Below are 21237 nucleotides of genomic sequence, written 5' to 3'. Positions count from 1 at the left end.
AGATTTATTGAACTGATTTTTTTTCAGTAAAAAAAATACTGGTAAAAAATGATGTTTGATGGTTATAAATGTGATAATAATGGTGTATATTGTTTAAATCCCACAAAATAATCGTGCCAAAGTAGGAAAGATGTGGATTAAATATTGATGAAGGAGTACTTTTTTCATAATATGGCATCCCCGCACGATGATTGTGGCATAGGGTAGTGAAGATTGACGGGGATAGTCCCTGTACAAAATTTAAATAACCTTTCTAACAACACTATGAAAGTTCTTGTAATCGGCGGAGGAAATATGGGATTAACTTATGCCGAGGCAATAGCCAAATCAAAATTTTTAAAAGATAGGGATCTGATGATCCTTGACAGTTCAAAAGAGAAAACAGATGAATTAAGGAAGCGCAGCCATTTTGCGGTTTACGAAAAGCTGGAAGACTGTGTTCCTTTGGCTGATGTTATTTTTATTGCAGTAAAACCTTATCATGCCAATGAATTGATGGCGGCCATGAAGCCACTCACCGGAGAAGGCCAGATATTCATTTCCTTGATGGCAGGGGTTACCATTAAAGCCATTAAAGATGGAGTAGGCAGGATGAAAGTGGTGAGAGCCATGCCAAATCTACCTGCCCAGGTAGGAAAAGGCATGACTTCATTTACTGCTTCTGACGAAGTCTCCCGATTGGAGCTTTCCACTATTCAGAACTTACTGGACACCACCGGTCGTTCTGTCCAGTTGGATAACGAAAATGACATTGATGCATCCACAGGGATTTCCGGCAGTGGGCCGGCTTATGTATTCTATTTCATGCAATCCATGTTGGAGGCAGCGCTAAAAATGGGATTCTCTAAATACGACAGTAGGGTACTGGTAGAACAAACCTTTGTAGGGGCAGTAGAACTGTTTGGTTCTTCTGATCTTGATCCGGAAGCTTGGATGGACCGGGTAGCTTCCAAAGGAGGCACTACACGGGCGGCATTGGATTCCATGGAAGACAATAATGTTAAGGAACTGATTAAAGAAGCTGCCTATGCTGCATTCAACAGGGCAGTGGAATTAGGAGAAGAATTCAGAAACGCATAAGATGGAAGAAACAAAAAGAATAGTAATTAAGGTAGGGACCAATGTGATGACCAATAAGGACAACCGTATTGTCAATATGGTGTTGAAGAAATTGGTCGATCAGATTGCTACTTTGTATGAGAGAGGGATCATGTCCGTGCTCGTTTCTTCAGGTTCTGTGATCGCAGGGAAAGAAGTCTTGGGAAACAAGGTGAATATTACCGACAAGATCATTCGAAGACAAGTGTTTTCTGCCGTGGGGCAACCAAGGATGATGCGCCATTATTATAACATTTTCCAAGATTACGGGATGCGCTGTGCCCAAGTCCTGGCCACCAAGCGGGATTTTGACCCTGGAAAGCACCGGGAGAATATGATCAACTGCTACGAAGGACTACTATCTGAAGGGATCATCCCCATTGCCAATGAAGATGATGCCGTGTCCTTATCCATGTCCACTTTTACGGACAATGATGAATTGGCCAGTTTGGTAGCAGAGCTTATCCAAGCGGATATGTTGATTCTGCTGACCGATACCGATGGCTTGTTTAATGGTCATCCGGACGATGAACATACCAAGCGCATCAAACATGTGGGCACAGACGAAAACGTGGAGCATTTTATTCAGGAATCCACCAAAGGAGAAGCTGAGGGCCGTGGAGGAATGAAATCCAAGCTCAACGTGGCCAAAGAAGCTGCCCGCAAAAACATTCCGACCTATATTGCCAACGGAAACAAGGAAAACATGATCTTGGATATCGTGGACGGCAAAGAGGTAGGAACAAAGGTTTCCGACGATTGAGAGGAATGTTTACCTAAACCGATAATCAGAGAACCGAAAAAGAACTAATCAACATGAAAATACTAAGCACAGAAAAGAAAAATGACGTGTTGAAGTCCATGATCAAGATCATAGACAAAAAACGTGATAAAATCATTGCTGCCAACCAGCAAGACCTGGATGCTTTTCAAAAGGATGATCAGGCCTTGTACGACAGGCTGGTGGTCAATCAGTCCAAAGTGGATGGGATGATCCAGGCCGTGCAAGAAGTTTTGGATCAGGACGATCCGGTAGGGAAGGTCATCTCCAAAAGGAATTTGGAAAACGGTCTTGAGATCGTCAACCAAACCGCTCCTTTTGGGACCATCATGATCATTTATGAATCCCGTCCGGATGTAACCATTGAAGCTGCTGTACTTGCTTTCAAAGCCAATAGTAAAATTTTGCTTAAAGGAGGTAAAGAAGCGGTCAATTCCAATAAGGCCTTGGTGGAGTGTTGGCACGAGGCTTTGGAGGAAAACGGATTGAGCAAAGATTGGATAGAGTTATTTACCCTCAATAGGGAGCAGACCCAGGCCTTCTTGAAGAATCCTACGGAAAAACTGGATCTGATTGTACCTCGTGGAGGAGAGCGATTGATCGCCTTTGTAAAAGAGCACGCCCAATGTGCTGTCTTGGTGAGTGGTCGTGGAAACAATTTTGCTTATGTGGCTGAGGATGCGGATTGGGAAGTTGCCAAGAAAGTGATCCTTAATGCCAAAACCCATAAAATTTCCGCTTGCAATGCTTTGGATAAAATCCTTGTGGATGAAAAACTGCCTGATTTTGATGCCAAGCTGAAAGAATTGGCCAAAGAGCTAGCCGATCACAAAGTGGAGCTACTGGCGGAAGAGGAGCTTCTTTCCAGTCTGGAAGGGGCGAAGGCCATTCCTTCTGAAGATACCTGGCATGAGGAGTTTTTGGCACTAAAGGCACTAGTGGGAAAAGCCAAGGACCTCGATGAGGTAATCGATAAAATCAACAAATATAGCGGAGGACATTCCGCCACCATCCTTACTGCAGACAAGGCCAAAGCGGCCAAATTTATGGAGCAAGTGGATAGTGCGGCGGTTTATCACAATGCATCCACCCGGTTTACCGATGGCGGACAAATGGGGGTAGGAGCCGAACTGGCAATTAGTACGGACAAGCTCCACCACCGTGGGCCTTTAGGGCTGGAACAGTTGGTGACCAATAAATATTATGTATTTGGTAATGGGCAGATTAGAAATTAATTGAGCCGATAACTATATTCTGTAAAGAAAGCCATCCTCTTCGGATGGCTTTCTTGTTTTACCGGCTTATGGGGCGTGATAAATTCATGGTTTTGTCTGAAATTATCAGTATTATTAGATAAAAGAATCCTAGATGAAACCAGTTCTAAAAAATATCATCGCCGTATTGGCCGGGCTTTTAGTGGGGAGTTTGGTGAATATGGGAATAATAATGATCAGCGGGATGGTTATCACTCCTCCTGAAGGGGCAGATGTCACTACCATGGAAGGGCTAAAGGAGTCCATTCATCTTTTTCAGCCCAGACATTATATTATGCCTTTTCTGGCCCATGCGCTGGGAACCTTTGCCGGAGCCTATCTTGCAGCATTGATAGCGGCCAATAATAAATTGAGATGGGCCCTGTTGGTGGGAGCCTTCTTTTTGGTGGGAGGGATCAGCAATGTATTTATGATACCCTCTCCGGCCTGGTTTATCGCGTTGGATCTGATAGTAGCCTATATCCCCATGGCTTATCTTGGAGGAAAGATCGTGGGTAAACCCGTTTGATCTCTTTCTTTATTCAAATCCTTTTAACCAGCGGAGTAGTTTTTCACTATAGAGGTATTCAAACTTCCTGTCCAGTATTTTAAAATCTTCATTCAGAACCAACAAGGTAGGAGGGGCAAACTGACCGTCTCTTTGCCCCAGCAATAAGGCCAGGTCATGCACACCAGGCCTTTTGTCCGTGGCTAATCGGTTGAAAAATACCTGTCCTTCGAATGTGATGCTGTCCCTGTTTTCTGCATCCATCCTTACGGCATAAAAGTATTCGTTGATGGCATTGATTACCTCCGGTCGGGTGAAGACCTTTTTGTCCATTTTTTTACAATAGCTGCACCAGTCCGTATAGAAGTCGATGAATACTTTTTTAGGTTCGTTGGCAAGTGCCTCTTCCAGTTGCTCAAAGGATAGCCACTCTATGCTCGGTTCGTCTTGGGCCTTAAGCTGGTTAGGGGAGCCTAAAAGCACTAAAAGGAGCGTTGTATATAGGGTTATCTTCATGTTTGTGCGCTTAAAAGGGATTCTCCGGTTAATGCCAACGCATTTCGGAAAATCCCTACATGGGTTTACTAATGAAAGTTACCGATTTTTACAGACAGAAAGTAAGTTCGTGGGCGGGCAGGTCCATAAATGAAGTTGGAATCCCTTAATGCGCCCCGATCAAAATCATTCTGATAACTGTTGAACATATTTTGAACGCCTCCGCTAAGCTCCAGGTGGAAGTCTTCCAGCAAGTCAAAGTGATAGGATAGCTTTAGGTTGGTGTCCACAAAGGACTTGCTGTTCACCAGTTCCAAATATCCTGATTCGCTTATCACATGCGGTACGATCATGCTTCCGGTGTATGTCCCCGTCAAATCTACCGCCAGGTGCTCATTTACTGACCAGTTGGTGGCAAGGTAGCCGTATACATTTGGCGTGCGGACAAAACGGTCGGTAATTACTGCCGGCTCGGCTTCATTGTCTTCTTCTGGTTCGAAGAGTGCCTGCTCGTCTTTATAGAGAGACTGCTGTACTGTACCTCCGGCCTGGAATACCAGGTCAGAGGAAGGGGCCAAGCTGAGCTCAAAATTTCCTCCGCTCACATAGGCGCCTGTACCGTTGCGGACTTCTTCCAGGATAGAGCCGTTAGGTAGGGTGGCTCCGGTGCTTACCGTGGTAAATGGTCTTTTGAGATCTGTATAAAAACCTTCGGCAAGAAAACTCATTTGGGTGTCCCCCAAGTTACTGGAATAGTTCAGGGATAAGGTGTAGGCATCGGAGAGCTCTGTTTTCAATTCGTCGGAGAGGATTACAAACGTAGGTTCCCCGCCAACGGAGGAAATATGAAGGTCTTCATTGAAGGCTTGAGGAGCCCTGAAGCCACGGGCATAACCGCCTCTCAACTGTACATCCTCCCTAAGGTCATAAAGAATGTTGAACCTGGGACTGAAAACCTGCGTAGTGACATCGGAACTTCTTGTGATGTCGCCTACTTGATAGTTCCCGTTTACGGAAGTCTGGTCAAGCCTTCCGCCGGCCAGGGCGGTAAAGCGCTCGGAGGGCTTCCATTCATATTGACCGTACAGTCCGATGGAATTGACCTGCTGATCAACGAGCCTGTTATAGCCGGCAATGATGTCTTCCACACCGCTATGTTGGTATTCTGCTCCGACAATGAACACATCCCTATTGCTCAAGTTTCTGGAGAATTGGGCTCCGGAAACCACCGAAAGGTCTTTGGTATTGCCGTAGGCATTGGAAGCAAGCGTGCTGTCAGGTTTGGTGCGGCCACCTCCCAGGCCACCGTAATAGCTGTCCCGCTGGGTGGTCTGTGCTGAAATGTAGGTAGAGAATTTGTTCCTTCGATCCTTGCTGAACAGTTCGTAGGTAAGTCCTCCAATGACAGTATTGTGGTCAAGTTCTTCGGTAATGTCTGTAAAATGGGGCGCCAAATCCAGTAGATTGCCCCCTCTCCGGTATTCCTTGATCGCACTGAAGTCCAGAGTAAGCTTACTGAATTCAGTAGGTTTGACGAAGGACTTCATGCCAAAAGTGTTGTTTTCCAAACTGGTGATTTCGGTGAAGTCGTCGCCATTGGCATCGTAGCTTCCCCTGTTTCTGAACATGCCATAAAACGTTACCCCTGTTTTAAGGTCTTCGCTGGTAAAGGAGCCGTTGAAATTCAACATATTGTCCGGTACTTTTCCGTCAATTAAAGCGGCATTGGAACTGACCTGCCAGGTGTCTTCGACGGGTTCTTTGGTGATGATATTAATGGTGCCTGCAATGGCATTGGAACCATAGAGTGCAGAACCTCCCCCTCTGACCACTTCCACACGTTCTATGATGTTGGTAGGAATCTGGTCCAGGCCGTATACGCTGTTGAGTGCACTGAAAATGGGCCGGCTGTTGATGAGGATCTGTGAATAGGCGCCTTCCAGTCCATTTAGCCTTACCTGGGTAAATCCGCAGTTTTGACAATTGGTTTCCACGCGTACTCCGGGTTGGTAATTGAGCCCATCCGAAAGGGCAAGGGATTGAGTAGCGTTGAAAATCTTGGGGCTAAGTACGTTGACGACCACAGGGGCCTCCTTTCTGTCCAGTTCATATCGGGTTGCACTGACCACGACCTCGTTGAGGTTTAGTTTGTCCTCCTTCAACGTGATTTGTACGTGCGCCGTTTTTCCGGCTTGGGTGGTGAGCTTTTGCTGAAGGGTTTGGTACCCCATCAGCTTAATTTTAAGTTCTACCTCTCCGGCTGGTACACGATCAATCTTAAATGACCCATTGGCAGCTGTCATGGTGCCTAAATCAGTTCCTGTTATCTGTACAGCAGCATACACCGGGGCATCGGCCTCAATACTGACCTGCCCTGTAATGGTACTGGTGTGCTGGCCAAAAGTGGGGATGTAAGTGCAAAGGAGAACTATTAAAACGGTAATTGTTTGTTTCATTTGGTATTTTCGGTTTTCTAAAATATTTATTTAGATACACGAAATTATAGATTATATTAATAGAAAAAAATATTTAGTCTTATCTAAAATAAAATTTTGTATCGTCTTTTTTCGTTTTGTGGGCTTTGAAAGAATTGAGCATGATTTTGATCTTTCATAAAATGCAGAGTTAGGCAAGGGCTAAAAATGACATTCTATGGAACAGAGGGGGGCCATGATTGGTCAGGGCCAATGTTAAGCCTTCAGTTTTTGATTGGTAATGGATCTGCAAATGGGCTCATCAACAAGGAATGTAGAATGCTGGATTTTGAATGAGGAAGTGATCTTATCTACGAATCTGACAATACCTTAATTACCTAATACGATTATCCGGAATTTCACCAGTAAATTTGTTTCTCACAGATTCCACAGAATTCCACGGAATTCAAAAAACTTTTCTGTGGGTTTCTGTGCATTCTGTGAGACATGGTTTGCTAACTTAGAGCTACTGGTGTCTTTGCGGATATACATATGTGTGCCTTGAAGCGGAGGAATAAGTTCTCCGCATGCTGTTGAAAAGATGATGGTCGGCCCATCGTGTAGGCTGTCAGCCAGACTTCACAAACCACTTTATGGTGCGACTCACCGAAAGGTATTCGTACTGAGCGATAAAGAAAAGGCAGAGGTCATCTGTCAGGTGGGTAACGGGGAGCTGAACGAGAGTGAACCTCCATGTTAAAACATCGATATATCCATAGACCATACTGAAACTGAGGGGGTATATGTGTCCTCAGGAACAAGTCCGGCAGAAGTAAGCTGTTTACCGGCCGGACAGTATGCGGTGTAAAGGAGGCAGGAACCCGTTACAGGCTTTTCAACGGAACAAGGGAACTCTTTCAGCAGTGCTAAGGGAAAGCACAAGCAGCGAACCTGTAAGGCGAATACCGAAATGCTGAAAGGGGGCGGATTTCATCGTAGTAGTGGTGATACTCTGCGAAAGTAGAGAGGAGCAAAGGGTGGAACCAGAGTTGGTTTCCATATTAACAACAACTTGTAACAGGGGATGATTGATTATTATGAAACAAAGGAACATCCTGTAAGCAGGGTAATGGTACTGGAGGCCTTCAAGAAGGTCAAGATCAGTGGAGGAAGCGGAGGAATAGACGGACAGAGTATCAGCGACTTCGAGAAAGAACTAAATAGGAATGTTTACAAACTCTGGAACCGCATGAGCTCAGGAAGCTATCACCCTTCGGCGATCAAAGAAGTGTTGATTCCCAAGAAATCAGGGGGAACCCGTAGTCTTGGGATCCCAACGGTATCTGACAGGGTATGTCAGCAGGTAGTCAAGGCGTATCTGGAACGTATAGTGGAACCGACTTTTCATCCCGACAGCTACGGATATCGGCCAGGACGTAATGCCCACATGGCCATTCAGTCAGCAATCAGGCGATGCAGTAAAATCGGTTGGGTACTGGATATCGATATCAGTGGATTCTTCGATAACATACCCCACGATCTAATGCTGAAGGCGGTAGAACATTATACCAAGGAGAAATGGGTTTCGATGTACATAGATCGCTGGCTGAAAGCTGATGTTGTGAAGCAGGAAACAGGATTGACTGAAGGACGGGAGAAGGGTACTCCTCAGGGAGGGGTTATCAGCGGACTGCTGGCGAATATGTTTCTCCACTTCACCTTCGATAGGTGGATAGAGAAATACTGTCCGAAAATGCAGTTTGAAAGATACTCGGATGACATCATAGTTCACTGTGTTAGCAACAAACAGGCAGCATTCATGAAAACCCGAATAGCGGAAAGGATGAACGAATGCGGACTGTCAATGAACGAAGCAAAGACAAAGATTGTCTACTGCCGAAATGACCGAAACAGGGAAAACCCTGAGACGGCATGCTCCTTTGACTTTCTGGGTTATACGTTCAAACCGCGCTATTGTCCGACAAAAGACGGGCTGAAACTGATCACCGCTGCATGTATGAGCGAATCTTCCAAAACATCGATCAGGGATAAGGTCAGGAAGTTTTCCATAAGGAAATACCGAGGCAATATTCAAGGACTGTCGTCAGCTATCAATGTCATGATAAAAGGCTGGATCAATTATTACTGTAAGTTCCATAAATGGACAACAGTGGGATTATGGTTCTGGCTGAATAAGAAACTGATAGAATGGAAGATGGCCCAGAAAAGGAGGATTGGGAAACGAAAGGCAATCAGGTGGCTGGAAACAGTCTACCGTGGAAAGCCAAACCTGTTCGCCCACTGGCAATTAGTACCCCCAACCCTTGCCAAGAACAGGAGGCCTAACTTTGGACGCGCCGTGTGATGGGAGACTATCACGCACGGTGCTGTGAGAGGTTTGGGGTGAAATTCCCCTTACCTACTCGACTACCTAATTTCCCAATAACTATTTTTTCCAAAAGCCAAAGGGTGTACCTACCGCTTAAAGAATAGCCGGTAATGTTCGTTACAAAATGATGGTATATCTAAATGGAGCTTTTATTTTTGCCGCAGTTTAGGAACGAAAAATGCCTTTTTATTTTATAAATGTGAAAAAAATGAGACGTTTTAGCATAATGCTACTGGCTTTAGGCCTGATTTATGGCGGTGTGAACGCCCAATCTTCAAAAAAACAACAAAAGCCCAAAGAGAAAAAAGAATTACGTTTTAACCTTAACAAGGATGGTAGCCATTATGTAAAAGGAACGTTTTTAAACCAAATTTGGCTGCGATATACCCAAGCAAACCCCGGTTCTGAAGTCTACGGAAACTCAGATGACCATTTGATGGATATAGGCTTACGGAGGACAAGAATCCAGGTTTTTGGACAACTGACCGATCGGGTGTTTTTCTATACCCAGTTTGGACAGAACAATTTGTCCTATAACTCTCCCAGGAAGCAGGGGCTTTTCTTTTTGGATGCTTTGGGGGAGTATAAGGTATTGGCGGAGAAATTGTCCCTTGGTGCTGGTTTGACGGGATGGAACGGGCTTTCCAGGTACTCTTCACCTTCTGTAGGATCCATTCTTTCGGTGGACGCGCCGCTTTATCAGCAGGCTACCAATGATGTGAACGATCAGTTTGTAAGAAAATTCAGTGTTTATGCCAAGGGGCAGCTGGGTAAACTGGACTATAGGTTGGCTGTATCCAAGCCCATGTCCATAGAGAATTCCAATGCGCAAGATGCGGGCATTGGGGAAAACGCGGTCTTTGCCAACGAGCCGGGATTTGCGCAGTATCATGGCTATTTTAAATACATGTTTTGGGATAAGGAATCGAATACCACACCTTATCAGGCAGGATCCTATCTGGGGACCAAGCGGGTTTTCAATATCGGTGCGGGTTTTATGAGTCAAAAAGAGGCCATGTGGCGTTATGCAGAAAACACCACCGATACCCTTCGTTCGGATTTGAAATTGTTTTCGGTGGACTTCTTCTATGAAAACCCAATCGATGAAAGTAAAGGAAATGCTGTGACGGCGTATGCTGCCTATAATTACAGCGATTATGGGAAAAACTATGTGAGAAACATTGGTCCGATGAATCCGGCTACGGGTACCAATGCCAATGGGACCTTTAATGGAGCGGGGAACGCATTCCCCACCATAGGTACGGGGGATACTTTTTATGGGCAGCTGGCTTACCTGTTCAGGAGAGACCTTTTGGGAGATTGCGGCACCCTGCAGCCTTATTTTTCCGGACAGTACTCCAAATTTGATCTCCTAAGCGACTCCATGGTCATGTACGACGGTGGGCTAAACTGGCTGATCAACGGTAACCGGGCCAAACTTACCCTTAGCTATCAAAGCCGGCCGGTGTTTACCCTGGGTGGAGATGGGGGGTACTCCAGCACTGACCGAAAGGGGATGGCGGTGATGCAGTTTCAGATATCCTTATAATCGGTATAAGGTGATAAAAAATACTTCAAGGGAGGCCATGGCCTCCCTTGTTGGCTTATAAAAAAAGCCTTTACTGCATCGAACCATTTTTTAGGGGTTTATGAAAATAATTGGACTAAAATACGCTTCCTCATATCGTTTATTTCCAGGTACCCTTATATCGCTTTACTGAACACAAACTTCTTGGACTGTTGGGTTTTCATACGGTAATCAAAGACCGAACAGATATTTCTGATAAAGGCCATTCCGTCATCAAGCACCGTGACCATCCCGTTTTTTACATCCAACAAACCGTCTTTTTGCATTTCTATTATCTGGTTTATCGTGTCCATTTTCCATAGGGACTCCGTTATTTTAGTCTGCCCTTTACAGATCAGTTCCAGGATGGTTTGTCGGGTTTTGATATCCTCCAGAGACATCAAATGCCCCTTGCTAATAGGGAAATGTTGCAGGTTAGTCTGCTCCTTGTAAAGGTCGATGTCTTTGGTGTTTTGGGCATAAGCATAATGGATATCACTGATGGCACTGTTGCCAAGTCCCAATAGCATTTTTGAAGGTTGGGTAGTGTAGCCCATAAAGTTCCTATGGAGTTTGCCGGATTGCTTTGCCTGATAGAGAGCATCCTCTTCGAGGGAAAAATGGTCCATGCCGATTTCCCTATAGCCCATATTGGCAAGCAGTCTTTTTCCGGTTTCATAAAGGGCCCTTTTCTCCTCTTTTAAAGGAAGGAAATCCTCAAAACTCTTCTGGGCTGGAAATACAGAAGGGACATGGGCATAACTGTAAAAAGCTATCCTTTCAGGTCTCAGCTTAGCGACCTGCTTGAAGGTTTCCTCAATGCTTTCTGTCGTCTGATGAGGCAAACCGTAAATAAGATCAAAGTTGATGGCATCAAAGCCCACATGGCGGGTATTTTCTGTGGCCTTTTTGACCGTTTCAAAAGGCTGGATACGGTGGATGGCCTGTTGGACCCTGGTACTGAAATCCTGTATGCCATAGCTGACACGTGTAAAGCCCAGTAAACGGAGGGTGCTCAGGTGGGCAAAGGAAGTATTGTTGGGGTGGCCTTCAAAGCTGAATTCCGCATTGTCCTGGACGGTAGCCGTTTTTTTGATATAGCTAATCAATTCAAACAAGTGCTCAGGTGAGAAGAAGGTAGGGGTTCCGCCGCCCAGATGGATGCCGGCCAGTTTGGGCTTTTGGGGAAGGATCTTCAGGTACTGGTCCCATTCCTGTATGACCGCATGGATATAGGGCTTTTCTGTATCGTGGTTTTTAGTGATCCTTTTATTGCATCCACAGTAGGTGCAGAGGCTTTCACAATAGGGAAGATGAATGTAAAGTTGGATTCCTTCGGTACGGCCGAAATCTTGATAGGCTTGTTGGACGTTCTTTTTCCAGGTCAGCTCGTCCAGGTTGTCTTCCCATAAAGGAACGGTCGGGTAACTGGTATAACGCGGGACAGCAAGGTCATACTTGCGGATCAGGTCAGGTGAGGGTGCCATATTCTGTCATTAAGGTTTAGGACAAAACTATAAAGGCAGTGCCTCAAAAAACTTGATCAGGCTCAAGGAAAAACCTGATAAAAATCATGTATTTAAGGTTGTAAGTGATTTTGCTTAAAAGAAAGTCCACGGATTACACGGATTTTCTTCAATGCAATTATGCAGCCGTTGGTATATAAGGTTGAACCCGGATTCTAAGACTTGGAAAAAGTAACGTACAATAGCTAAGGTATGAACCCGAGTTCGATTTAAAAGCAGTGAAATAGGATCGCTGCGTCCCCGAAAGTGATCGGGGCAGGCTATTGCGAACCCTTTTGTGCTTGGGTGAGTGTGGGAGGAAAGGGTGTGGGAATCTCCTTATTATGAGATTCCCACAGCTTCCTTCTCGCAATCCTACGCCAAGCCTGTTTGGCTCCAGACAAGCTCGGAATGACGTCTTTGAAACTTGAACTGAGATTATGACATAAGTTAGATGGAATGATTCATTAGTAATCTTAGTGGCCGAAATAGATAGGCTAATGCCTATTTTGGAACTAAAGAAAATATTCCACCAGCATTTCCCATTCTTCTTCAAGGCTGCAGGAGGGCTTGGTTTTGCGGGCATTGCGGTACCAATAGGAGGCATTCCATTCGTCCCCTTCTTTTCGGTGGAGATAAGCGTGTACGTAAGCAGAATCTTCGTCCATCAGGTCATTGACCAGGTCATGGGCGTGTTCCCAGTTTCCCTTGCCGTCATACCACAGGGATGTTAACTGAATGCTGATTCCTTTGGGTGGCTGGTTTTGCTGTAGGCTGTTTTTAAATTCGGCTGGTGTCATGGTTATGAGTAAGTCTGAATGAAACGTCAAAATTAGGTAATACTATGTACTTAGTAAAATCTATAAGCTATATTGACGGTTTATTTGAACTTATCAAGAATTCTTTATTAATGTTTGGAGTATGATTTATCGATATTTTCGAAATAACCGGATACCATTGGCCATGTTCGTTTTTTTTCTTTTTTGCACGGCACTTAGGGCTCAAGATGAGAAAGACCAGCCCAATATCATCGTTATTTTCGCGGATGACCTAGGCTATGGCGATCTTGGCTGCTATGGCCATCCGACCATCAAAACGCCTCATTTGGACCAAATGGCCAATGAAGGAATGCGGTTTACACAGTTTTATGTTGGGGCTGATGTGTGCACCCCTAGCCGGGCGGCATTGCTCACCGGAAGGCTGCCCATAAGATATGGCATGGCGGGCAAAAAGCGGGGCGTGCTGTTTCCGGATTCATCCAGCGGCTTGCCCCAATCGGAGGAAACCATGGCTTCAGCCTTGAAAAAGTCAGGATATAAGACGGGCATTATCGGCAAGTGGCACTTGGGGCATTTACCAGAATTTATGCCCAACAGGCACGGATTTGACTATTATTTTGGAATCCCCTATTCCAATGATATGCGTCCAAATGGCCATAATTCCCATCCTCCCTTACCCTTGTACCGCAATGAACAAGTAGTGGAAACCGAGATAGACCAAGGCCAGCTGACCAAAAGATATACTGAAGAAGCCATAGCTTTCATTGAAGCAAACCAGGAGCAACCGTTTTTTCTGTACTATCCGAACAACTTCCCCCATGTGCCCCTTTATGCTTCCGAGGACTTTAAAGGGAAAAGTGAGCGGGGATTGTATGGTGATGTTGTGGAAGAACTGGACTGGAGTGTAGGACAGATTCTGGCCACCTTGAAAAAGTTGGGCTTGGATAAGAATACCTTGGTGGTGTTTACCAGTGACAATGGGCCTTGGCTGACCCAGAAAGAAGAAGGCGGCTCTGCCGGTTTGCTTTATGAAGGGAAGGCATCGACCTATGAAGGGGGGATGCGGGTGCCCGCCATTGCCTGGTGGCCGGGTACTGTCCGGAAGAATGTGGTCAGTACCTCTTTGGTGACTTCTATGGATCTCTTTCCGACTTTTGTCAATTTGGCCGGTGGCAAACTACCTTCGGGTAAGGAGATGGACGGAAAGGATATCATGCCATTGCTGAAAGGGGAACAAAAGGAGGTCAGGGAATATGTCTATTATTACCATAGGGACCAGCTTCATGCTGTGAGAAAAGGCCCTTGGAAAGCACATTTTACCACAAAAAGATCTTACAGCAGCGAACCTGCACAGGTGCATGAGGTCCCCTTGCTTTACCAGATTGAGGTGGATCCAGCAGAAAAGTACAATGTAAACAAGGAATATCCAGAGGTGGTAAAAGACCTACAGCATGCCTACAGAGAACATCAGAATAGCTTCGAACCTGCTCCATCGATAATGGAGAAGCTGATCCAAAAAGACCAATGAAAGAAGAAGCAAAAATCATGTAAAAGTTAGGCCTTGTTTTGTTTGGAATATTGGGTGTTTTTACTAAATTAAACTTCCGTTTGAAGCGAACCAAACAAAGACATTAAGCCCCGCTTTGACTGTTCTCAATTTTACAAACGCAATTAAATAGCCAAAGTGGGCACCAATTAAAAAAAGCAACTCCATCAGGAGTTGCTTTTTGTTGTTTGATAAGGATGTGTCCAGCCCTCCCGGTAGGGACGGAGAAGCAGCGCTGTTGCTTCTGGATCATTCACAACCAATTTTTTTTCGGGGTCATAGACCAAAGGGCGTCCAAGCTTCATGGCCAGGTTGGCCAAAATACAGGAAGCGGAGGAAATGTGACCTTCCTCAATATCGGCAATGGGTCTTCCATTGTTTTCTATTGCCTTTAGGAAATCCCTTAGATGGTTTCTGGTCGCAGGGGCCGCGTGCAACTCAATGTTTTTTTCTTCAAGGTCTTCGGGGTATTTTTCTCTTTCATAAACGACATCCCCATGAATGGTTTCACCATTGCCGCGGGGCACAAAATCATATTGCATCACACTGGCCGATAAAGTGCCTTTTTCTCCATAAAGCTTAAAGGCCCAGGGATAATCAGGATCAGCTGGGGTTCCCCAGGTCCTGTGCTGCCACAGGCAGTTGAGTTCATCATATTCAAAAACAGCTGTCTGGGTATCTGCAATATTCGATTTACTGTCCTTTTGGATGTAAATTCCCCCGGTGGCACTGATCTTTTTGGGCCATTTCAGGTCCAGCATCCACCTGACCGTGTCCAGCATATGGACACACATGTCCCCTGTGATCCCGTTACCGTATTCCATAAAGGCTCGCCACCAGCCTCTGTGAGGAATCTTGTCATAGGGACGTAAAGGGGCAGGGCCAGTCCAAAACTCATAGTCCAGGAATTCTGGAACCGGTTTTTCAGATGGATTTTCATTGGCACGCATATGGTAATAACAGCACATCTCCACATGGGAAATCTTTCCTAGCAATCCCTGGTCCACGATTTTTTTCTTGGCATCGATTAGGTGAGGGGTGCTTTTACGCTGGGTGCCCACCTGAACTACCCGGTTATATTGGCGCGCCGTTGCCAGTATTGCTTCCCCTTCCAGTACATCGACACTGATGGGTTTTTGGAGATAGACATGGGCCCCGGACTTGATGGCTTCGATGGCCTGTAAGGCATGCCAATGGTCCGGACTGCCGATAAGAACGATGTCCAGCTTATTCTCCTGAAGCATTTTTCTGTAATCATGGTAGAGCTTGGGGGTATTCCCGGAAGCCTGCCTTTCACTGACCAGTTGGCCCGCTTCTTTGAGGTGGTTTTCATCCACATCACAGAGGGCCAGGACTTCCACAGGAGCTACTTGGATCAATTTGAAGAGATCGCTTTTTCCATACCAGCCTGTGCCTATCAGGCCCACCCGGAAGGTTTTATCAGGCTCGGCAAAAGCAAAATTGAAGGATCCCATGGATGCCAGGGTAAGGGAAGCAGCAGAACCTTTGAGGAAGTGCCGCCGGTTGATGGTGTTTAAGGGCATGTTGTCAATTGGGTTTTTGTCATATAAAAAAAGAACGGAACAAAAATTTCCGTCATAAGATAGCTTGATATATGACCAAATCAAAAAGGTCAAAAGGTTTTATACTTATCTGTAATTCTGCCAGGCTTTGATGGGGTAAAATAGTTCTCCCAGGACAACGCTGATAGACGCAGAGACTTGGTCTACTGAATTACATTATTGCCAAGGACGCATATAATATTGATATTGGCTTGCAGAATCCATTGACTAATCTTTATTTAGTAAGGCAATTAGTTAAGGATTTTTGAAATAACCATTTTATCCATATTCAAATGAACAATACAATGACTGTTGACCCTTTTTTGAAAAAAATCAGAAAAGGAGGCCTTACTATAGGCAGTTTAGCTTTTTTGGCAGCATTCTACAGTTGCCAAACATCTCAAGATCATCCTACCATCACCGTAAAAAACCCCAGTGACATTGCCCGTAAGGCCGCTACGGTGGAGGTCAGTGCTGAAACGGTCAAGGAGTACATAGAAAAATACGGGCAGGAAAAACTGGTGGTTGAAAATGCGGAAGGCAGCACCTTGGTCAACCAATGGATAGATTATGATGGCGATGAGCAGGCCGATCTATGGCTTTTTCAGGTGGACTTGGCGGCAGGGGCCAGTGAGAGCTTCACCGTACGGCCTTTGGAAGAGGGAGAGAAGCAGCCTATTTCTGAACTGACCACCTTTTCCCGTTTTGTACCGGAGAGAACCGATGACTATACCTGGGAGAATGACCGCGTAGCATTTAGGACTTACGGTCCGGATGCCCAGCGTAGGATTGAGGAAAACCAGCCGGGAGGAACCCTTTCCAGTGGTATCGATGCTTGGCTGAAAAGCGTGAGCTATCCTATTATCGATAAATGGTACAAGGAAAACGATGAGAAGCAAGGAGCATATCATATCGATAAAGGAGAAGGCTATGATCCTTATCATGTGGGCTCCAGCAGAGGCATTGGAGGGATAGGCATTTGGGAAAATGATTCCCTTTACACATCCAGGAATTTTGTGCGTTATAAGCGGATAGCGGTGGGGCCGATCAGGACCCTGTTTGAGCTGAGCTATGCTCCTTGGGATGTGAACGGAAAGCAGGTATCCGAGACCAAAAGGATAAGCTTGGATCTGGGAAGTAATATGGCCAAGTTTGTTTCCGTTTTGGAAAGCACCGAAACCATCCCGAATGCCACCATTGGGATTACCCTGCACGAAAAGGAGGGAGAGGTAATGGTAAATGAGCAAGAAGGCTTTTTCCGTTATTGGGAACCCATGGACGGCAACCAGCTGGGACTTGGGGTAGTCCTTCACCCTGAAAGCATCCAAGGTCATAAAGATCACCGGGTTGATTACAAAGATGGCAGTCAACTGCTGATCATGGCATCTCCAAAGGCCGGTGAAATCACTTACTATGCGGGCTTTGCATGGGACAAGAGCGGACAGTTTGCGGATAAAGCAGCTTGGGATAACTATTTAGAGCAGTTTGCAAAATCCGTTCAGTCTCCCCTGGAGGTGTCTGTTCAGTAAGCTGTTGAGCAGGATATTCGGCTTAGGGAGAACAAAATAGCTCGAAAAGCTTGCTGCATTTCTCTTTTGAGTGCAGAGAACATCGATGCAGGGTTTATTTTCCCATTAATATTATTAGCTTTGTTTTCCAGATGCAAATGGCCGTACTTTCCCTGAAAATAGGGTACAGCCCCCCTAAAAGGTAAACCAATTTTAACTTTGTGAGCAAATCTTAAAAGATGCCAAAAGCAACGGAAATTAATTTCAGGCGATTTGGGAAATCGATTGCACAAAGGAGTAATTGATTTTGGAAACTATTTAATCACATAAAATAACAAACAACATGCATACAAACATCGTAACCAGACATGCGTCTCACCCTGATGATGTAAAAGGGTATGATACCCAGAAATTAAGGGATCATTTTCTATTGGAAGATATTTTTCAGGAAGATAAGATTACAGGTGTTTATACTACTTTTGACCGTTTGATCGTAGGCGGTATTGCCCCTGTGAACAAGGCTCTGGAGCTGGAGGCTGTAGATCAGTTGAAAGCTGAATACTTTTTGGAAAGACGTGAGTTGGGGATCATCAATGTGGGAGCACCTACCTTGGTAACTGTAGATGGTACCGACCATAAATTAAATACAAAAGAAGCGCTTTATGTAGGAAGAGGAGTTAAGGAAGTGATCTTCAATCCATCCACAGAAGGAAAGGCATTGCTTTATTTTAACTCAGCTCCGGCACACAAGGCCTACCCTACCAAAAAAGTAGGTTTGGAGGATGCAGAAAAAGTGGAATTGGGTTCTTTGGAAAATTCCAATCACCGGGTGATCAATAAGCTGATCGTCAACAGCGTGGTGGAGTCCTGCCAGTTGCAGATGGGGATGACAGAGCTGAAGCCAGGAAGTGTGTGGAACACCATGCCGGCACATACCCATGACAGAAGAATGGAGGCTTATTTCTATTTTGATCTGGCCGATGATGCTACTGTATGCCACTATATGGGGCAGCCACAGGAAACCCGTCACATTTGGATGACCAACCATCAGGCAGTAATTTCTCCAGCATGGTCCATCCATGCCGGTTCAGGTACTTCCAATTATACCTTTATCTGGGGCATGGCCGGTGAAAACCTTGACTATGGCGATATGGATAAGGTGGCACCTATCGATATGAAGTAAGGGGCAGTGGACGGTCAACTGACGACCGTCCACAGTTCTATGATATCCAATAGCAGACTAACCAAATAACTAATAACCAATCATGAAAGAATTATTTGATCTGTCAGGAAAAGTGGCTTTGGTAACCGGTGCTACGCACGGACTGGGCATGGCCATGGCCAAGGCTTTGGGAAAAAGCGGTGCCACTCTGATAGTAAATGGACATACTCCTTCTAAAATGGAGGCGGCGCTTAAGGAATATGCTGCTGACGGCATTGAGGCGCACGGTTATCTTTTTGACGTGACCAGCGAAGCGGATGTGGACAAGAACATTTCCGAAATAGAAGCCAAATTTGGAACGGTGGACATTCTGGTGAACAATGCCGGTATGATCCAACGTACTCCGGCCTTGGAAATGGAAGTGGCCGACTTTGCCAAGGTGGTGAATATGGACCTGGTTTCCCCTTTCCTAATGTCCAAAAGAGTGGCCAAAGGAATGAAGGAAAAAGGAGGCGGTAAGATCATCAATATCTGCTCCATGATGAGTGAACTGGGCAGAAATACCGTTTCTGCTTATGCGGCAGCCAAAGGTGGTCTGAAGATGCTGACCAGAAACCTGGCGACCGAATGGGCCAAGTACAATATACAGGTGAACGGTATCGGACCGGGCTATTTTGCCACGGACCAGACCGCCCCGATCCGTGTGGATGGGCATCCTTTCAATGACTTTATCGTGAGCAGGACCCCTGCCGGTAGATGGGGAGATCCGGAAGACCTTCAAGGCGCCACCATCTTCCTGGCCAGTAAGGCCAGCAACTTTGTCAATGGACAGATCGTCTATGTGGATGGCGGTATTTTGGCCACCATCGGCAAGCCGTCCAACGAAGAATAAGTGAAAATTGACTGATTTGAAAAAGCCTTTCCTGTTTTATTATGGGAAGGGCTTTTTTGATAAGATCAAGGGATAAGCAAAAAAGGAATAACGCCCATCAAAGACTGAGGAAGAGGCGATTGACACCTTTCTGCCTTTATGTAGGGGTAGTGTCATACTTCAATTAAAACTTCTTGCTCCAGGCATTTTTTATATTTATGAAATAAAGATATTAACTCTTCAACATCCTTGTTAAGGTTTAAAGCTGTGGGAGTATTTGATTTGTATTGTAGGTCATAAAGTTTTTTGTTGCCATACTTAAATATAAGTTCCTCTATGTTTTTAGGAATGAAATAGTGTGCTTTATCGCTTAGATATTTAAGATATTCATCCCTGAAAATTCGTACTCCTTCAAAGTCAAAATCACCAAAATGAAGGTATTTATTTGGTATGCTTTGAAGCCAGGTTACTAAATCCTTGGATTGAGGATAACGACTGACAAACAGGATTGATTCAACATTAAACAGGTGTGATTGCTTACAGATAAATCTGAAGTTTTCTGGGTTTTCCACTCCCACTATAAGTGTGTCTGACGGTATGGAAAATTTTTCAAAATCATGGATGTATGTATATGTTCCTTCTTGTGGTTCAATCACAAAGCTTTTACCATTAATTTTACCTTTAACCGGAGAAAAACAGTTGACAATAAATCCTTTAAAGGTTCTTCGGATAGATATTTTGGAATCGGAAGAAGCAACTATATTTTCAGCTCTTGAAGTACCGGTTTCCAGATTTCTGATATAATTATTAAGGTCGTTTATTCCTAAGTGACTGCTCAAAAAATTGGTGATAGATTGCGGTTTTTGTGCAAATATGGTTTTCCGGCTTCTACCTTGTAATTTTACATTAAGGATGCCCTCGTCAATCATTTGGTTGATAACTTTATTTTTCAGTTGACCGTAAGGAATGGCTTCACCTTGGACCATAAGCTGAATTTTTTTTGCAATGTTAAAGGGTACTTTATCCATGGTTACTCCACTAGAACAGGATTTGAAATAATACGTTTGATTTTAGACTGTTTTCTGTCGTCCTTACTTATTTTATAGATATGTCGATAGTTAAGGGGAGTGCTTTCAGTTGGAGAACCATTAATCAGCATGATGTTCCTGTCATTGGCAAAGTTCAGTATCCCTTTGACGTTGTTGGGATGGAGTTTTCCTATTTCATCCATCATGCAGTGAAGTTTAAAATCTTTGAACTTTCTTGAAGCTCCTTCCTTAAAAACATTCAATAACATAATATTTATCATGGCTTTAACAAGAACATCCGTACCCTCTGATCCTACATTGGTTAATTTTTCAACCCAACCTGTATCATTACCATTTTCCTCAACCCTAAAAGATAATTCAAAGGTATCCGTTAATTCAATTAAAGTATTATTCGCTTGATTTATTTCTTTAACCAGTTGCTTTAATAACTCAACGGCTTTTTCATTATTCTTATCATGGTTAGCACCAGAAAAAAGGTTGGCAGCACCTAAGTTTAGAGCATTATCATCGTTAAATTCCTTAATTTTCTTTAAAAGCATAACTGCTGTATTCTTGCTGTCCTTTATGTCTAATTGAATATTTGTTACTGCTTCTAAAAAACGTTTTCTGGTAAAATCGGCGTTTATTTTTTTGATTATTTTTTGAATCTCACCCGTTTTTGAGATGAGCATGGTGGTCTCCTTTCCTACGGAGTTGATAATAAAAGCAAAGCGTTCGTTAGTTCGTTTTTCAAACTGGTCTATTTTACCC

Annotated in this window: 17 protein-coding genes; 10 read left to right on the top strand and 7 right to left on the bottom strand. The window is 44.6% G+C overall.

Annotated features, from left to right (window positions below):
* Nucleotides 1-264: 264 nt before the first annotated feature.
* The 4 genes from proC (at nucleotide 265) to ACYVAA_RS18240 (ending at nucleotide 3661) form a co-directional block, all read left to right on the top strand.
* Entirely contained in the window at nucleotides 265-1080 is an 816-nt protein-coding gene (gene proC, locus ACYVAA_RS18255) for a pyrroline-5-carboxylate reductase (protein WP_460544481.1), read from the top strand.
* A 1-nt stretch (nucleotide 1081) separates the two neighbouring features.
* A complete protein-coding gene (gene proB, locus ACYVAA_RS18250) occupies nucleotides 1082-1861 on the top strand; it encodes a glutamate 5-kinase (RefSeq protein ID WP_460544479.1) in 780 nt (259 codons plus the stop codon).
* Nucleotides 1862-1914: 53 nt separating this feature from the next.
* A complete protein-coding gene (locus ACYVAA_RS18245) occupies nucleotides 1915-3114 on the top strand; it encodes an aldehyde dehydrogenase family protein (protein ID WP_460544477.1) in 1200 nt (399 codons plus the stop codon).
* Between the two features lie 133 nt (nucleotides 3115-3247).
* Entirely contained in the window at nucleotides 3248-3661 is a 414-nt protein-coding gene (locus ACYVAA_RS18240; protein WP_460544474.1) for a hypothetical protein, read from the top strand.
* A gap of 9 nt (nucleotides 3662-3670) precedes the next feature.
* Here the strand turns inward: ACYVAA_RS18240 and ACYVAA_RS18235 are convergent, their stop codons facing one another.
* Nucleotides 3671-4156, bottom strand: a complete 486-nt coding sequence (locus ACYVAA_RS18235) for a thioredoxin family protein (protein ID WP_460544472.1) — start codon at nucleotides 4154-4156, stop codon at nucleotides 3671-3673.
* A gap of 68 nt (nucleotides 4157-4224) precedes the next feature.
* Nucleotides 4225-6591, bottom strand: a complete 2367-nt coding sequence (locus ACYVAA_RS18230; RefSeq protein WP_460544469.1) for a TonB-dependent receptor — start codon at nucleotides 6589-6591, stop codon at nucleotides 4225-4227.
* 1042 nt (nucleotides 6592-7633) lie between these two features.
* On the opposite strand from ACYVAA_RS18230, the gene ltrA reads away from it, so the two are divergent.
* Complete coding sequence (gene ltrA, locus ACYVAA_RS18225; RefSeq protein WP_460544467.1) at nucleotides 7634-8914, top strand: group II intron reverse transcriptase/maturase; 1281 nt, start codon at nucleotides 7634-7636, stop codon at nucleotides 8912-8914.
* 232 nt (nucleotides 8915-9146) lie between these two features.
* Nucleotides 9147-10487: a hypothetical protein gene (locus ACYVAA_RS18220; RefSeq protein WP_460544465.1), complete on the top strand. Its 1341-nt coding sequence runs from the start codon at nucleotides 9147-9149 to the stop codon at nucleotides 10485-10487.
* A gap of 155 nt (nucleotides 10488-10642) precedes the next feature.
* Here the strand turns inward: ACYVAA_RS18220 and hemN are convergent, their stop codons facing one another.
* On the bottom strand, nucleotides 10643-11992 hold the full coding sequence (hemN, locus tag ACYVAA_RS18215) for an oxygen-independent coproporphyrinogen III oxidase (RefSeq protein ID WP_460544462.1): 1350 nt from the start codon (nucleotides 11990-11992) through the stop codon (nucleotides 10643-10645).
* Nucleotides 11993-12525: 533 nt separating this feature from the next.
* Entirely contained in the window at nucleotides 12526-12810 is a 285-nt protein-coding gene (locus ACYVAA_RS18210) for a hypothetical protein (RefSeq protein ID WP_460544459.1), read from the bottom strand.
* A gap of 163 nt (nucleotides 12811-12973) precedes the next feature.
* Between ACYVAA_RS18210 and ACYVAA_RS18205 the strand changes: the two genes are divergently transcribed.
* Nucleotides 12974-14317: a sulfatase family protein gene (locus ACYVAA_RS18205; protein WP_460544457.1), complete on the top strand. Its 1344-nt coding sequence runs from the start codon at nucleotides 12974-12976 to the stop codon at nucleotides 14315-14317.
* A gap of 185 nt (nucleotides 14318-14502) precedes the next feature.
* Here ACYVAA_RS18205 and ACYVAA_RS18200 read toward each other — a convergent pair whose 3' ends face one another.
* Complete coding sequence (locus ACYVAA_RS18200) at nucleotides 14503-15879, bottom strand: Gfo/Idh/MocA family protein (protein ID WP_460544455.1); 1377 nt, start codon at nucleotides 15877-15879, stop codon at nucleotides 14503-14505.
* A gap of 311 nt (nucleotides 15880-16190) precedes the next feature.
* Here ACYVAA_RS18200 and ACYVAA_RS18195 point away from each other — a divergent pair, with 311 nt between their 5' ends.
* The 3 genes from ACYVAA_RS18195 to ACYVAA_RS18185 all read left to right on the top strand — a co-directional run bounded on the left by ACYVAA_RS18195 (nucleotide 16191) and on the right by ACYVAA_RS18185 (nucleotide 19459).
* Nucleotides 16191-17426 carry a DUF4861 domain-containing protein gene (locus ACYVAA_RS18195; RefSeq protein ID WP_460544452.1) on the top strand — a complete coding sequence of 412 codons (1236 nt, stop codon included), beginning with the start codon at nucleotides 16191-16193 and terminating at the stop codon, nucleotides 17424-17426.
* A 322-nt stretch (nucleotides 17427-17748) separates the two neighbouring features.
* Nucleotides 17749-18588: a 5-dehydro-4-deoxy-D-glucuronate isomerase gene (gene kduI, locus ACYVAA_RS18190; RefSeq protein ID WP_460544450.1), complete on the top strand. Its 840-nt coding sequence runs from the start codon at nucleotides 17749-17751 to the stop codon at nucleotides 18586-18588.
* 82 nt (nucleotides 18589-18670) lie between these two features.
* Nucleotides 18671-19459, top strand: a complete 789-nt coding sequence (locus ACYVAA_RS18185; protein WP_460544448.1) for a gluconate 5-dehydrogenase — start codon at nucleotides 18671-18673, stop codon at nucleotides 19457-19459.
* A 152-nt stretch (nucleotides 19460-19611) separates the two neighbouring features.
* On the opposite strand, the gene ACYVAA_RS18180 is transcribed toward ACYVAA_RS18185, so the two are convergent.
* Entirely contained in the window at nucleotides 19612-20466 is an 855-nt protein-coding gene (locus ACYVAA_RS18180) for a DUF7281 domain-containing protein (RefSeq protein WP_460544446.1), read from the bottom strand.
* A gap of 2 nt (nucleotides 20467-20468) precedes the next feature.
* The coding region (locus ACYVAA_RS18175; RefSeq protein ID WP_460544444.1) for an ATP-binding protein at nucleotides 20469-21237 on the bottom strand (769 nt) is incomplete at its 5' end.

This window comes from Echinicola sediminis (assembly GCF_054777495.1).
The sequence above is the reverse complement of the archived record's forward strand: the minus strand, read 5'-3'. Positions and strand labels throughout refer to the sequence as shown.